The organism is Arthrobacter sp. zg-Y1110, assembly GCF_025244865.1.
GTDB lineage: Bacteria > Actinomycetota > Actinomycetes > Actinomycetales > Micrococcaceae > Arthrobacter_B.
The window spans coordinates 1,944,087-1,957,118 of record NZ_CP104272.1 but is presented as its reverse complement, the minus strand read 5'-3'; the positions used below and the strand labels follow the sequence as shown (position 1 = coordinate 1,957,118).

12 protein-coding genes are annotated in these 13,032 nt (G+C 65.3%); 9 read left to right on the top strand and 3 right to left on the bottom strand.

Annotated features, from left to right (window positions below):
• Positions 1-45: 45 nt before the first annotated feature.
• Both lepA and hemW read left to right on the top strand, forming a co-directional pair.
• Positions 46-1,899 (top strand): translation elongation factor 4, encoded by a 1,854-nt coding sequence (gene lepA / locus N2K99_RS09085; protein WP_227921442.1) that lies wholly within the window; start codon positions 46-48, stop codon positions 1,897-1,899.
• Positions 1,896-3,128: a radical SAM family heme chaperone HemW gene (hemW, locus tag N2K99_RS09080; protein WP_227933560.1), complete on the top strand. Its 1,233-nt coding sequence runs from the start codon at positions 1,896-1,898 to the stop codon at positions 3,126-3,128. The genes lepA and hemW overlap by 4 nt, the downstream gene beginning before the upstream one ends.
• A 59-nt stretch (positions 3,129-3,187) precedes the next feature.
• Here the strand turns inward: hemW and N2K99_RS09075 are convergent, their stop codons facing one another.
• Both N2K99_RS09075 and N2K99_RS09070 read right to left on the bottom strand, forming a co-directional pair.
• The gene (locus N2K99_RS09075) at positions 3,188-3,616 is read right to left on the bottom strand and encodes a DUF4870 domain-containing protein (RefSeq protein WP_255766287.1); all 429 of its coding nucleotides are present in this window, start codon (positions 3,614-3,616) and stop codon (positions 3,188-3,190) included.
• A 117-nt stretch (positions 3,617-3,733) separates the two neighbouring features.
• Entirely contained in the window at positions 3,734-4,582 is an 849-nt protein-coding gene (locus N2K99_RS09070) for a DUF3097 family protein (protein WP_227933559.1), read from the bottom strand.
• 209 nt (positions 4,583-4,791) lie between these two features.
• Between N2K99_RS09070 and hrcA the strand changes: the two genes are divergently transcribed.
• From hrcA to N2K99_RS09055, 3 genes are all read left to right on the top strand, one after another.
• Positions 4,792-5,805, top strand: a complete 1,014-nt coding sequence (gene hrcA / locus N2K99_RS09065; protein WP_227921446.1) for a heat-inducible transcriptional repressor HrcA — start codon at positions 4,792-4,794, stop codon at positions 5,803-5,805.
• Positions 5,806-5,910: 105 nt separating this feature from the next.
• Complete coding sequence (gene dnaJ, locus N2K99_RS09060; RefSeq protein ID WP_227921449.1) at positions 5,911-7,053, top strand: molecular chaperone DnaJ; 1,143 nt, start codon at positions 5,911-5,913, stop codon at positions 7,051-7,053.
• A 1-nt stretch (position 7,054) separates the two neighbouring features.
• A complete protein-coding gene (locus tag N2K99_RS09055; RefSeq protein WP_227933558.1) occupies positions 7,055-7,822 on the top strand; it encodes a 16S rRNA (uracil(1498)-N(3))-methyltransferase in 768 nt (255 codons plus the stop codon).
• 13 nt (positions 7,823-7,835) lie between these two features.
• On the opposite strand, the gene N2K99_RS09050 is transcribed toward N2K99_RS09055, so the two are convergent.
• Positions 7,836-8,807 (bottom strand): GerMN domain-containing protein, encoded by a 972-nt coding sequence (locus N2K99_RS09050; RefSeq protein ID WP_227933557.1) that lies wholly within the window; start codon positions 8,805-8,807, stop codon positions 7,836-7,838.
• Between the two features lie 371 nt (positions 8,808-9,178).
• On the opposite strand from N2K99_RS09050, the gene N2K99_RS09045 reads away from it, so the two are divergent.
• From N2K99_RS09045 to era, 4 genes are read left to right on the top strand one after another with little or no spacing between them, the layout of a single operon-like run.
• On the top strand, positions 9,179-10,276 hold the full coding sequence (locus N2K99_RS09045; RefSeq protein WP_227933716.1) for a PhoH family protein: 1,098 nt from the start codon (positions 9,179-9,181) through the stop codon (positions 10,274-10,276).
• Positions 10,273-10,749 carry an rRNA maturation RNase YbeY gene (gene ybeY, locus N2K99_RS09040; protein ID WP_227921458.1) on the top strand — a complete coding sequence of 159 codons (477 nt, stop codon included), beginning with the start codon at positions 10,273-10,275 and terminating at the stop codon, positions 10,747-10,749. Before N2K99_RS09045 ends, ybeY begins: the two co-directional genes overlap by 4 nt.
• 20 nt (positions 10,750-10,769) lie before the next feature.
• The gene (locus N2K99_RS09035) at positions 10,770-12,074 is read left to right on the top strand and encodes a hemolysin family protein (protein ID WP_374200052.1); all 1,305 of its coding nucleotides are present in this window, start codon (positions 10,770-10,772) and stop codon (positions 12,072-12,074) included.
• Complete coding sequence (gene era / locus N2K99_RS09030) at positions 12,067-12,996, top strand: GTPase Era (protein ID WP_227921464.1); 930 nt, start codon at positions 12,067-12,069, stop codon at positions 12,994-12,996. Before N2K99_RS09035 ends, era begins: the two co-directional genes overlap by 8 nt.
• Positions 12,997-13,032: the final 36 nt, after the last annotated feature.

Genomic DNA, 13,032 nt, shown 5'->3' with positions numbered 1-13,032 from the left:
CGCGCCGCGTCCGGCTTGTCCCGGAACAGTAAAGGAACCGCCACAGTGTCACCCATGGCCCGCTTCTCGCCGGTGCCTGCCGCGACGGATCCGGCGATCATCAGAAACTTCTGCATCATCGCCCACATCGACCACGGCAAGTCCACCCTGGCCGACCGCATGCTCCAGTCCACCGGAGTGGTTGAGCACCGGAACATGAAGGCCCAGTACCTGGACCGGATGGATATCGAGCGTGAGCGCGGCATCACCATCAAGTCCCAGGCCGTGCGCATGCCGTGGGAGCTGGACGGGCAGTCCTACGCCCTGAACATGATCGACACACCGGGCCACGTGGACTTCACCTACGAAGTTTCCCGTTCCCTGGCTGCCTGCGAAGGAGCAGTGCTGCTGGTGGACGCCGCCCAGGGCATCGAGGCGCAGACGCTGGCGAACCTTTACCTGGCGATGGAAAACGATCTCACCATCATTCCGGTCCTGAACAAGATCGACCTGCCGGCGGCACAGCCGGAGAAGTACGCCGAGGAACTGGCGAAGCTGATCGGCGGCGATCCGGAGGACGTACTGAGGGTTTCCGGCAAGACCGGTGTTGGCGTTGAAGCCCTGCTGGACCAGATTGTCCGCGAGATTCCGGCACCGGTGGGCGACCCCAATGCTCCTGCCCGAGCCATGATCTTCGACTCCGTGTATGACACTTACCGCGGCGTCGTCACCTATGTCCGCGTGATCGATGGTTCGCTGTCCCCGCGTGAACGCATCCAGATGATGTCCACCCGGGCCAGCCATGAACTCCTCGAAATCGGCGTCAGCTCTCCCGAGCCCACCCCGTCCAAGGGCCTGGGCGTCGGTGAGGTGGGCTACCTCATCACCGGTGTGAAGGACGTACGCCTGTCCAAGGTGGGCGACACCGTCACCAACCTCGCGAAGCCGGCCGAGAAGTCACTCGAAGGCTACGCAGATCCCAAACCCATGGTGTTCTCCGGGCTGTACCCCATCGACGGCGCCGACTACCCGGTGCTGCGCGAAGCGCTGGAAAAACTGATGCTCAACGATGCCGCGCTGGTGTACGAACCCGAGACATCCGCGGCCCTGGGCTTCGGCTTCCGTGTGGGTTTCCTGGGCCTGCTGCACTTGGAAATCACCCGTGAACGGCTCGAGCGCGAGTACAACCTGGACCTGATCTCCACCGCCCCCAACGTGGAGTACGAGGTGACGCTCGAAGACAAAAAGGTGGTCACCGTGACCAACCCCAGCGAGTACCCCGAAGGCAAGATCAAAGAGGTCCGCGAGCCGATGGTCTCGGCCACGATCCTGGCGCCGAACGAATTTGTCGGCGCCATCATGGAGCTGTGCCAGTCCCGCCGCGGTGTCCTGGGCGGCATGGACTATCTCTCCGAGGACCGGGTGGAAATCCGGTACCGCCTGCCGCTGGCCGAGATCGTTTTCGACTTCTTTGACATCCTCAAGTCCAAAACCCGCGGCTACGCCTCCCTGGACTGGAAGGCCGACGGCGAACAGGTCGCCGACCTGGTCAAGGTGGACATCCTGCTCCAGGGCGAGCAGGTTGACGCCTTCAGCTCCATCACGCACAAGGACAAGGCCTACGCCTACGGCGTCATGATGACCGGCAAGCTGCGTGAGCTGATCCCGCGGCAGCAGTTCGAGGTGCCCATCCAGGCGGCCATCGGCTCCCGCATCATCGCCCGCGAATCCATCCGCGCCATCCGCAAGGACGTGCTTGCCAAGTGCTACGGCGGCGACATCAGCCGTAAGCGCAAGCTGCTGGAAAAGCAGAAGGAAGGCAAGAAGCGCATGAAGATGGTGGGCCGCGTGGAAGTTCCCCAGGAAGCCTTCGTGGCTGCGCTTTCCTCCGACGAGTCCAAGGACAAATCCAAGAAGTGACACCCAGTGCACTGCCCCTCGGAGACCCGGCACCCGCCGACGGTCTCCTCCCCGCACAGGCCGCGGACGGAGCAGCGGAGCGGAACTTCGGACTGTACGTCCATATTCCGTTCTGCTCCGTCCGCTGCGGCTACTGCGATTTCAACACGTATACGGCCACCGAGCTGGGCGGCGGTGCGTCACAGGCTGCTTACGGCGGCACAGCGGCCCGCGAGGTGGTCTTCGCCGCGGACGCCCTCCGGCGTTCGGGCCTGCCGGAGCGCCGGATGGGCACCGTCTTCTTCGGCGGCGGCACTCCCACGCTGCTCCCGGCGGAGGATCTCGCGCTGATCCTTAGCACCGCCGTCGACCAGTGGGGCCTGGCTCCCGGCGCCGAAGTCACCACCGAAGCGAACCCGGACTCCGTCACGCCGCAGTCCCTGCAGCTGCTTGCCGACGCCGGCTTCACCCGGGTTTCCTTCGGCATGCAGTCCGCCGTGCCGCACGTGCTGGCAGTGCTGGACCGCACACATACGCCGTCGAGGGTTCCGCAGGCCGTGCAGTGGGCGCGCGACGCCGGCCTGCACGTGAGCGTGGACCTCATCTACGGGACCCCCGGGGAGTCCATGGCTGACTGGAAGCACTCGCTCGAAGAGGCGCTGAGCTACGAGCCGGACCACATCTCCGCCTACGCGCTCATCATCGAGGAAGGCACTAAACTCGCCGCACGGATGCGCCGCGGCGAGGTTCCGCCCATCGACGATGACGACCACGCCGACAAATACGTGCTGGCGGATGAAATGATGACCGCCGCCGGGCTGAACTGGTACGAGGTCAGCAACTGGGCCCGCACCCCCGAGGATCAGTGCCGGCACAACCTGGCCTACTGGCGCAGTGATGACTGGTGGGGCGTTGGTCCGGGAGCGCATTCACATGCCGGCGGCGTGCGCTGGTGGAATGCCAAGCATCCCACCGCCTATGCCCAGCGGATCGGCGCGGGGGAGTCGCCCGCCGTCGGACGAGAGACCCTGGATGCCGATACCCGGTACGTGGAAGACGTTATGCTGCGGACCCGGCTCGCCGAAGGCCTGGCACTGGACCGGCTGCGTGAGCCCGGCAGGCTGGCCGTGGCGGGACTCATGGCCGACGGCCTTGTGGATCCGCGCGCTGCGCTGACAGGCAAGGTGATCCTCACCCCGGCGGGCCGGCTGCTGGCCGACGCAGTGGTTCGACGGCTGCTGCCGGACTGAGTCCCGCGGCCGTCCCGGCACACCTGCCCGGACGGCGGCGGCATATCCGCCCTGCGGCGCTACTTGATGCGGCGCAGGTTGAGCGGGTAGCGGTACGGCCGGCCGCGGTTGCACTCGATGCCCGCGATCACCGAGGACACGGCCACGTAGACCCAGATCATGGCATTGAGCACGGCAAAGAAGCCGCCGATCTCGGGAATGAAGGACAGTGCCCAGACCGTCAGGGCAGCAATGCTGGGCGGAAGCGTGAAGTTCAGGGCTTCCTTGGATTCCTGGGCAGTGAACGGACCGCGGTCGCGGAACACCAGGTAAATGATCAGCGACGGAACAAAAGCGAGGATGCCGCCGAAGTGCGCCAGAGTTGCCCACTGCCGGTCTTCGGACGCGGTCAGCGGCAGTGCGTTGGCCGGAGCCCCCTGGTACACGGGACGCTGCGCTCCGCCGTGTTCTTCCGGTCGGGGGCGGTGGTTCTGGCGTGTGTTGGACACGGCGTATATTCCTTTTGGCTCATGGTGACACAGGGTCGGTCCGCTACTACGTATTCCTCAAGAGTACTGGCTCGCGCACTTCCTCACGGAAAGGAAAGAGGCAGTGCGATGCGCGTCTCACCCGGGAACGGTCAGGAAATCGATGACTTCCTCCACCCGTCCGAGCAGTGACGGTTCCAGATCCGCATAGCTGTTCACCTGCCCCAGCAGCTTCTTCCAGCCCATCGCGACGTCGGTGTGGTCCCGGTGCGGCCAGCCCAGTCCCTGCAGGATTCCGGTTTTCCAGTCCAGGTGACGGGGAACCACCGGCCAGGCGGTACGTCCGATCACGGACGGCTTGATGGCCTGCCAGACGTCCACGTACGGATGCCCGACAATCAAGACGTTGCCCGGCCCGCCGGGGGAGGTCATCGCCTCGGCTGCGATGCGCGATTCCTTGGAACCCGGAACCAGATGATCCACCAGGATGCCCAGCCTGCGTCCCGGGCCCGGGGCGAACTCCCGGACCGCGGAGTACAGGTCATCGACGCCGTGGAGGGGCTCGACGACGATCCCTTCCACCCGCAGGTCATCGCCCCAGACCTTCTCCACCAGTTCGGCGTCGTGCTTGCCCTCCACCCAGATGCGGCTGGCCCGGGCGGTGCGGGCGCGCTGGTTGGCGACGCGCACCGAGCCGGACGCCGTCCGGGCCGGTCCTGCCTTGGCTGCCGCCGCGGCCGCGGGCACAACTTCCACCGGCTCGCCCTCGAGCAGGAAGCCGAAGCCCAGTTCGAAGGATTTCTTTTTACCGCGCCGGTCTTCCAGCACCATCAGGTGCAGTCCGCCGGATTTCTCCACGCGTACCACCGCACCAACCCAGCCCGAGGCAACGTCCTCAAGGACCAGGCCGGTTTCGGCGCCGACTTTGCGCAGGACGGTCCGGGCCGGCGCAGTGATGTCCTGCGGACCCCAGGAAAAGCTGGACACGGAAGTTGCCTCACTTACGGTTCTGATCGGGCGGAAACCGCAGCAGGCCACGGGTTCCTCAATGCTAGCAACGCTGCCGATCCGTACTAGACTTGGCACTTGAACACTGTGAGTGCTAAACGTCCGGCGCTCTGCCCATAGGTCACCACGCAGGCCAACACGCAGATCAAAATGCCGATCAAACCGCCGATCAACAGGGAGGGAAAACCATGAGTGAGCCACGCCGACTCGAGGTCCTCCGCGCCATTGTTGAGGACTACGTCCATTCGCGCGAGCCCGTGGGATCCAAGGCACTTGTGGAACGCCATCACCTGGGCGTTTCCTCGGCGACCATCCGCAACGACATGGCCGCCCTTGAGGAAGAGGGGCTGATCACCGCCCCGCACACGTCCGCCGGGCGCATCCCCACCGACAAGGGCTACCGCCTGTTCGTCGACCGGATTTCCGACGTCAAGCCGCTCTCTGCTCCCGAACGCCGCGCCATCCAGTCGCTGTTGGAGGAAGCCGACGACCTCGACGATGTGATGGATCGTACCGTCAGGCTGTTGTCCCAGCTGACCAACCAGGTGGCCGTGGTGCAGTACCCGCATCTGGGCAATGCCAAGGTCCGGCACATTGAATTTGTCCTGCTGGCTCCGGCGCAGGTGCTGGTGGTGCTCATCTCGACCACGGGGCGGGTGGAGCAGCGGGTCATTACCGTTCCGCAGCCGGTGACGGAGCCGGACCTGAGTGACCTGCGCCAGCACTTCCTGACCGCGTTGGCAGGCACGCCGCTGAGCAGCATCACCAGCCAGCTGGCCAATGCCCTTGCAACTGTGCCGGCCGAACGCAGGCGCGTGGGCAACGCCCTGGGCCACTGCCTGGAGCAGCTTGCGGGCATCAACCGCGAGGACCGCATGGTGATGGCAGGGACAGCCAACCTGGCCCGCTCCACTGTAGACTTCCCGCTGACTATCGGTCCCGTGCTCGAAGCGCTCGAGGAACAAGTGGTGATGCTGCGGCTGCTGTCGGAGATGGAACAGGATGCCCGCGGCGTTGCCGTCCGGATCGGGCGGGAGAATCCGTACGGCGGATTGTCGGAAGCGTCTGTGGTGGCTACGGGATACGGTCCCGACGCCACCGCTAAGGTCGGCATTCTCGGTCCCACACGGATGGACTATCCCACCACCATGGCAGCGGTGCGAGCCGTGGCCAGGTACCTGTCCCGAATACTGAACAACTAACGCGGTCCCCAGCAGTTACGGACCCGCCCGCCGGGGAACCGGCGGGAACCCAACCTCCGTCTTCAAAGTTTGAAGGCACGCAATACAGGAAAGCGATGTGCACGAGTGAGCGATCACTACCAGGTTCTGGGTGTCGGACGAGACGCCACCGGTGAAGAAATCAAGAAGGCGTACCGGAAGCTAGCCCGCAAGCTGCACCCGGACGTCAACAACGCTCCGGGTGCCTCGGACGAATTCAAAGCCGTATCGCACGCCTACGAGGTTCTTTCCGATCCGGAAAAACGGCGGATCTACGACACCACGGGCAACGAGAACGGAACCGACAACGGCTTCGGCGGCGGCGGCGGCTTCGGCGCCCAGGGTTTCGGTTTCCAGGACATCTTCGATACCTTCTTCGGCGGCGGCGCCCCGGGTTCAGGACGCGGACCGGCCTCACGCAGCCGCCGCGGACAGGACGCCCTGATCAACGTCCGGATCGACCTCAAGGACGCCGTTTTCGGCACCAACAAGAAGATCGACGTCGACACTGCAGTCGTCTGCCCCACCTGTGACGGTTCCTGCTGCCAGCCCGGCACCTCCCCGCGCACCTGTGACATCTGCCACGGCACCGGTCAGGTCCAGCGGGCGGTCCGCTCCATCCTGGGCCAGGTCATGACCTCGGCACCCTGCGGAACCTGCAACGGCTTCGGCACCGTCATCCCCGACCCCTGCCACGAGTGCTCCGGAGAAGGCCGCGTCCGCAACCGGCGTACCCTGACCATCAAGATTCCGGCCGGCGTTGCCACCGGTACCCGGATCCAGCTTGGCGGACAGGGCGAAGCCGGGATGGCAGGCGGACCCGCCGGCGATCTCTACGTGGAGATCCGGGTCAACAATGACCCGACGTTCCTCCGCGACGGCGATGACCTGCACGCCACGCTCACCATCCCCATGACGGCCGCAGCGCTGGGAACCACCGTTGCACTGGAGACCTTCGACGGCGAACGCGAAATCACCGTCAAGCCCGGCACCCAGTCCGGCGAGGTGTCAGTCCTCAACGACCTGGGCGTCACGCACCTGCGCGGCCACGGCCGCGGCGATCTCCGGGTGCACCTGCACGTGGAGACCCCGCAGAAGCTGGACTCCGAGCAGGAGGAACTGCTCCGCCGCCTCGCCAAGCTGCGCGGTGAGGAATACAGCGAGGGGAAGCTCAACAGCTCAGGCAACGGCGTTTTCGCCAAGCTGCGGGACCGTCTGGGCAACCTCTGAGATGACCAACCCGATTTTCTTCGGTGACCCGGCGCAGGTGGCGGCGGCCGGGCCCGGAGACATCTTCCGTCTTGAGGGTCCGGAGGCGCGGCACGCGGTGTCGGTGAAGCGCCTCGGAGCCGGTGAAAGCGTGGACGTGGTCGACGGCGCCGGGCGCCGGCTCACCGGCACGGTGACGGAAACCGGTGCATCCCTTTTGGAGCTGCGGGTAGCCAACGTCATCGACGAACCGGTTGAGCCCGAACGGTTCCTCCTGGTCCAGGCACTGGCCAAGGGGGACCGGGACGAGCAGGCGGTGGAAGCCGCGACCGAGCTGGGTGTGGACACGGTGATCCCGTGGCAATCCGACCGCAGCATTGTCCGGTGGCGCGCCGAGAAGGCGGTTAAGGGACAGGCCAAATGGCAGGCCCTGACCTTTGCTGCGGCCAAGCAGTCCCGCCGTTCCCGCATCCCTGCGGTGGAGCCTGCGCTGGACAGCCGTGCCCTGCCGGCCAGGCTGGCGGAACTTGACCTCGTCCTTGTCCTTCATGAGGAGGCCGATGTACCGCTGGCGAATGCTGTTCGTGACCTTGGCAAGCGCGGTCCGGACGAGGCCCCCGCCTCCATTGCGGTAGTCGTGGGTCCGGAAGGCGGCATCAGCCCCGCCGAGCTGGAAGCGCTGCGCAGTGTCGGAGCGGTCGCCGTCCGGCTCGGACCGCATGTGCTGCGTTCCTCCACTGCAGGTCCGGCGGCGCTGGCCGTGCTGAATTCGCTGCTCGGCCGCTGGTAGGAAGCCCGGAGGGCTAGCCCTCCGGGTCCTGCTTGGAAGCGGAGACCGTAATGCGCTTGGAATCCCCGGCGGTTTCCTGCCCGTTGTAGTAGACCCGGAGGCTGTATTCGCCCGGGGCTAGGGAAGCAGTGAAGCTGAATTCACCGGTCTTGCCGGGCGCTTTGTCCAGTTGCACGCTGCCGGAAGCCACGGCCCCGGCCGACGGCCTGCCGTCCACTATCGGTTCGGCCCGCCAGTGCAGTTCAGCCGTCTGCGCCACCGCAGTCCCGGTGACCTCGACCTCGGTGCCCCGGATCTGGGATTCCTGCGGATCAATCACCCAGATTGGCGCCACCAGTGCGGGATCCCGGTGCAGGGGCTCCTCCAGGGCTACGTGGCCGAACGCGCGGTACCCCTCTTTGCCGTCGACCAGGATCGCCACGCTGCTTTCCTGGCCTACGGTGGTCAACCCAGCGTTGGCGGCTGCTGCCGTGGCGGTGTAGACCAGCTGCTGAACTGCACGGTGGGCCATGCCCGAGTCGAGGGAGCCCTTGAACGCGTCCGAGGAGATGTCCACGGTAATGACGTTCTTGCTGGAAATGGATGCGGTGACGCTGTCAGCCGGGTGCCAGGGAGTGAAGTAGTCCTGGTCCAGCGGTTGGTCCGCCGTCATGGCCTGAACTGCCTCGCCGATGGGATCACCGGTGTTGTCCGAGGAAAGGAACTCACGGTAAAGACTGACCGTCGAGTCATTCCGTCCCAGCCAGTACACCGGCATGAGCGTTCCGACGGAACTCGCTTCCGCCGGCGGGGAGACCGTCATCGGAGCTGCTGCGGAGGCGTCTGAGCCGTCGAAGGATGACGGCATCGTGATGGTGGGATTCTCGGCGACGACGCCGCATCCACCCAGCCCCAGTGCAGCCGCGGCCAATAGGGAACCGGCCAGGAAATACCGCTGGCGAAGCCCTCGGAGACTGGACGTTGCGTTGTTGGATCCGGCGTCCATCTATCCTCCTCTGGGGTAACTCGAAAACGTACGTCTTCAACCTTTGCACATGCTTTGGTGCCCTTCCGTGCCGTGGGCGGGCCAGCGCCCGGACTGAAACACGATTGAGACATCACCGTTGCGGGGCCGAGATAAAACCCGATGCTGTTCCGTTCGCAGGGGAGAGCATCAAGTAAGATTTAGGTAGCGTGCGCTGCGCGGCGCGTCGTCCGGGTCCCGGGAAATAATCGGCTGTACCGGGGCGTTTACTTTGCCGGACGGATAGCCGGACCAACCGTCACCACCGTAAAAAGTTCGATGAACTTTAAAAACCAGACTCTATAAGGGGCGATGAAAGGCCTGAAAGGGCCGTCTATATGACCGAATCTTCAATGGAAATCGGCACCATTCGGCTGGACAACCAGACAATAGTCTTTGACTCGACGGAGCACATGGTCCAGTCGCTGGGTGCCAATGATGAGGCGCTCAGGATCATTGAGACGGCAAATCCCGAGGTAAGCCTGATGGTGCGGGGCAACGAACTGTCCGTGTCCGGCCCCGCGGCGGAGGTGGAACAGACCGTACGCCTGGTCAACGAAGTCCGTGTACTGGCCCGCCACCAGACCCGCGTCACGCCGCAGGTCCTCGAGCAGCTGATCAGCATGCTCAAGGACCAGAGCACCCACCGCCCGGCCGATGTCCTGACGCAGAACATCCTCTCCACCCGGGGGAAGACCATTCGGCCCAAGACCCTGAACCAGAAGAACTACGTGGATGCGATTGACCGCAACACAGTTGTTTTCGGCATCGGTCCTGCGGGCACCGGCAAGACGTACCTGGCGATGGCCAAGGCGGTGCAGGCCCTGCAGCAAAAAGAGGTCAACCGGATCATCCTCACCCGACCGGCAGTGGAAGCGGGGGAGCGGCTCGGCTTCCTTCCGGGCACGCTGAGCGACAAGATCGACCCGTACCTGCGGCCGCTCTACGACGCCCTTCACGACATGATGGACCCCGAATCGATTCCCCGCCTGATGGCCGCCGGCACCATTGAGGTGGCGCCCCTGGCCTACATGCGCGGCCGGACGCTCAATGACGCGTTCATCATCCTCGATGAAGCCCAGAACACCACGCCCGAGCAGATGAAGATGTTCCTCACCCGTCTCGGCTTCGGCTCGAAGATGGTCGTCACCGGCGATGTTACCCAGGTGGACCTGCCCGGCGGCACCGCCTCCGGCCTGCGGATTGTCCACGACATCCTGGGCGGCATCGACGACGTCGCATTCTCGGAACTGCAGGCAGTGGACGTTGTCCGGCACCGCCTGGTCAGTGACATTGTCACGGCCTACAGCGAATGGGACGAGGTCCGGCGCTCCGACGCAGCCCGCGCCGACGGCGGCCGGTCCAACGGCGGCGCCCGGTCCAACGACGGCGGCCGGTCCAACGGCAGCGGCCACTCCAACGCCGGACGCAACCGGGAGGCCCGCGCATGAGCATCGAAGTGAACAACGAATCCAGTGCACCGGCCGTCGATGAAGAGGAACTCGCCCGGCTGGGCAGGTACCTCCTGGACAGCCTGTACGTCCATCCGGAGGCAGACCTGTCGATCATCCTGGTGGATGAGGACGCCATAGAAAAGCTGCACATTGAATGGATGGACCTGCCGGGTCCCACAGATGTGCTGTCCTTCCCGATGGACGAACTGCGCCCCGGAACCGCCGGCCGGATCACCCCCGCCGGTGTCCTTGGCGACATTGTGCTGTGCCCGCAGGTGGCGGCCCGGCAGGCCGCCGACGCCGGCCACAGCACCGGTGAGGAGTTGCTGCTCCTCACCACCCACGGCGTCCTTCACCTGCTGGGCTACGACCACGCCGAACCGGAAGAGGAGAAGGAGATGTTCGGTCTCCAGCGCCGCCTCCTTGCCGCCTACCTGGGTAAACAGGCACCCAAGGAGACCCGAAGTTGAGTATTGGTGTCCTCATCGTCATGGCCATGGCTTTCATGGTCCTGGCGGGCCTGCTGACTGCCGCGGAGTCGGCCTACGGCTACCTGCCCCGGCAGGACGCCGAAGCACTGCTCCACGGCAAGGCAGGAGCCCCGCTGCGCCGCATCCTGGCGCACCCGGTGGCGCACATGCACGCCCTGCGGTTCTGGCGCGTGTGGTTCGAAATGGCCATGGCGGTGTCCGTGGCGACGCTCTTCCAGCTGCTGCTGGACAATATCTGGCTGGCGGGCCTGCTTGCCACGGTGACCATGGCTGCCGTCGGTTTTGTCCTCGTGGGCGTCTCTCCGCGACAGATCGGCCGCAAGCACGTCACGGCCGTCGTTGTGCTGACGGCCGGACTCGTCCGCGTGCTGCGGACCGTCCTGGGACCGATCCCGGGATGGCTCGTCCGCCTCGGCACCGCCGTCGCTCCCGGCACCCAGGGGCCTGATGCCGCGTTCTTCACGGAAGAGGAATTCCGCGAACTGCTCGACCGCGCGTCCGATGCGGACATGATCGAGGATACCGAGGCGGAACTGATCCACTCGGTCTTCGAACTCGGCGACACCAAAATCCGGTCCGTCATGGTCCCGCGCACGGACATGGTGTGCATCGAAGCCGGCAGCACGCTGCGCCAGGCCATGTCGCTGTTCCTGCGCTCGGGCTATTCCCGCGTCCCGGTGATCGAGGACAGCGCCGACCATCTGGTGGGCATCCTCTACCTGAAGGACGTCGCCGCGCAGATGCACAGTGACCCGGAGCGCGCCTCGGTGCAGAAGGTCGAAGATTACGCCCGAAGCGTCCGCTACGTTCCCGAGTCCAAGGCCGTAAGCGAGCTGCTGCAGGAACTGCAGCGAGAATCCACTCACGTGGCGATCGTGATAGACGAATACGGCGGAACCGCGGGATTGGTTACGCTGGAGGACCTGATCGAAGAGATCGTGGGGGAAATCGTGGACGAGTATGACTCGGAGCGCCCCGACATCGAAGGCCTCGGCGACGGCCGCTACCGGGTCAGCTCCAAGACCGGGATCGACGACCTTGGTGAGTTGTTCGGCGTCGAACTGGAGGATGATGAAGTGGACACGGTGGGCGGCCTCCTGGCCAAGGCCCTTGGCCGCGTCCCGATTGTCGGCAGCGAGGTAGTGGTCGAAGGCATCGCCCTGCACGCCGAACGGCTGGAGGGCCGGCGCAACCGCGTTTCGCATGTGCTGGCCTGGAACACCGAAAACGAAGAAATCAGCGACGAGGGCAGAAACCCTGCTCCGCGCACCCGCTCTACAGAATTGGTACCCCGTAATGACTGAACCGCAGTTCCGCGCAGGATTCGTTTCCCTGGTGGGCCGGCCCAACGCCGGAAAGTCCACCCTGACCAATGCGCTGGTCGGTTCCAAGGTGGCCATCACTTCCGCCAAGCCGCAGACCACCCGGCACACCATCCGCGGCATTGTCCACCGCGAGGATTCCCAGGTGATCCTCGTGGATACCCCGGGCCTGCACCGTCCGCGGACCCTGCTGGGCAAGCGGCTGAACGAGCTGGTGGCGGATACCCTGGCCGAGGTTGACGCCGTTGGTTTCTGCCTGCCCGCCAACGAGGCAGTGGGCCCCGGCGACCGTTACATCGCTGCGCAGCTGGCGGCCCTGAAGCGGACCCCCGTGATTGCCCTGGTGACGAAGACCGACCTGGTGGACCGCGCCGCCCTGGCCAAGCAGCTGATGTCCGTCACGGCACTGGGCAATGACGTGCTGGGTGAGGCGGGATGGGCCGACGTCGTGCCCGTTTCGGCAGCCGACGGCTTCCAGGTCGATACCGTGGCGAAGGTCCTGGCGGGGCACATGCCCGCGTCCCCGCCTCTGTACCCGGACGGCGAACTGACCGACGAGCCCGAGGCCGTGATGGTGGCCGAACTGGTCCGCGAAGCAGCCCTGGAAGGCGTCCGCGACGAGCTCCCGCACTCCCTTGCAGTGGTAGTGGACGAGATTGTGCCGCGCGAGGGACGCAGCGAAGACAATCCGCTGCTGGACGTCCGGGTCAACCTCTACGTGGAGCGTTCTTCGCAGAAGGCCATTATTATCGGCCGCGGCGGGTCCCGGCTGCGCGACGTCGGAACCACCGCGCGACGCGGCATCGAAGCGTTGCTGGGCACTAAGGTGTACCTTGACCTGCACGTTAAAATCGCCAAGGACTGGCAGCGGGATCCCAAGCAGCTGGTGAAGCTCGGTTTCTAGTCCGGAGCGGCCGGCTCCCGTATCCACAGGAGCTGG

What these genes read in the sequence shown, in the direction of transcription:
- N2K99_RS09055 (WP_227933558.1), top strand. Translation starts at nt 7,055, where the DNA reads ATGACCAACCCGATTTTCTTCGGTGACCCGGCGCAGGTGGCGGCGGCC.
- N2K99_RS09045 (WP_227933716.1), top strand. Translation starts at nt 9,179, where the DNA reads ATGGAAATCGGCACCATTCGGCTGGACAACCAGACAATAGTCTTTGAC.
- hrcA (WP_227921446.1), top strand. Translation starts at nt 4,792, where the DNA reads ATGAGTGAGCCACGCCGACTCGAGGTCCTCCGCGCCATTGTTGAGGAC.
- era (WP_227921464.1), top strand. Translation starts at nt 12,067, where the DNA reads ATGACTGAACCGCAGTTCCGCGCAGGATTCGTTTCCCTGGTGGGCCGG.
- ybeY (WP_227921458.1), top strand. Translation starts at nt 10,273, where the DNA reads ATGAGCATCGAAGTGAACAACGAATCCAGTGCACCGGCCGTCGATGAA.
- N2K99_RS09035 (WP_374200052.1), top strand. Translation starts at nt 10,770, where the DNA reads ATGGCCATGGCTTTCATGGTCCTGGCGGGCCTGCTGACTGCCGCGGAG.
- N2K99_RS09050 (WP_227933557.1), bottom strand. Translation starts at nt 8,807, where the DNA reads ATGGACGCCGGATCCAACAACGCAACGTCCAGTCTCCGAGGGCTTCGC.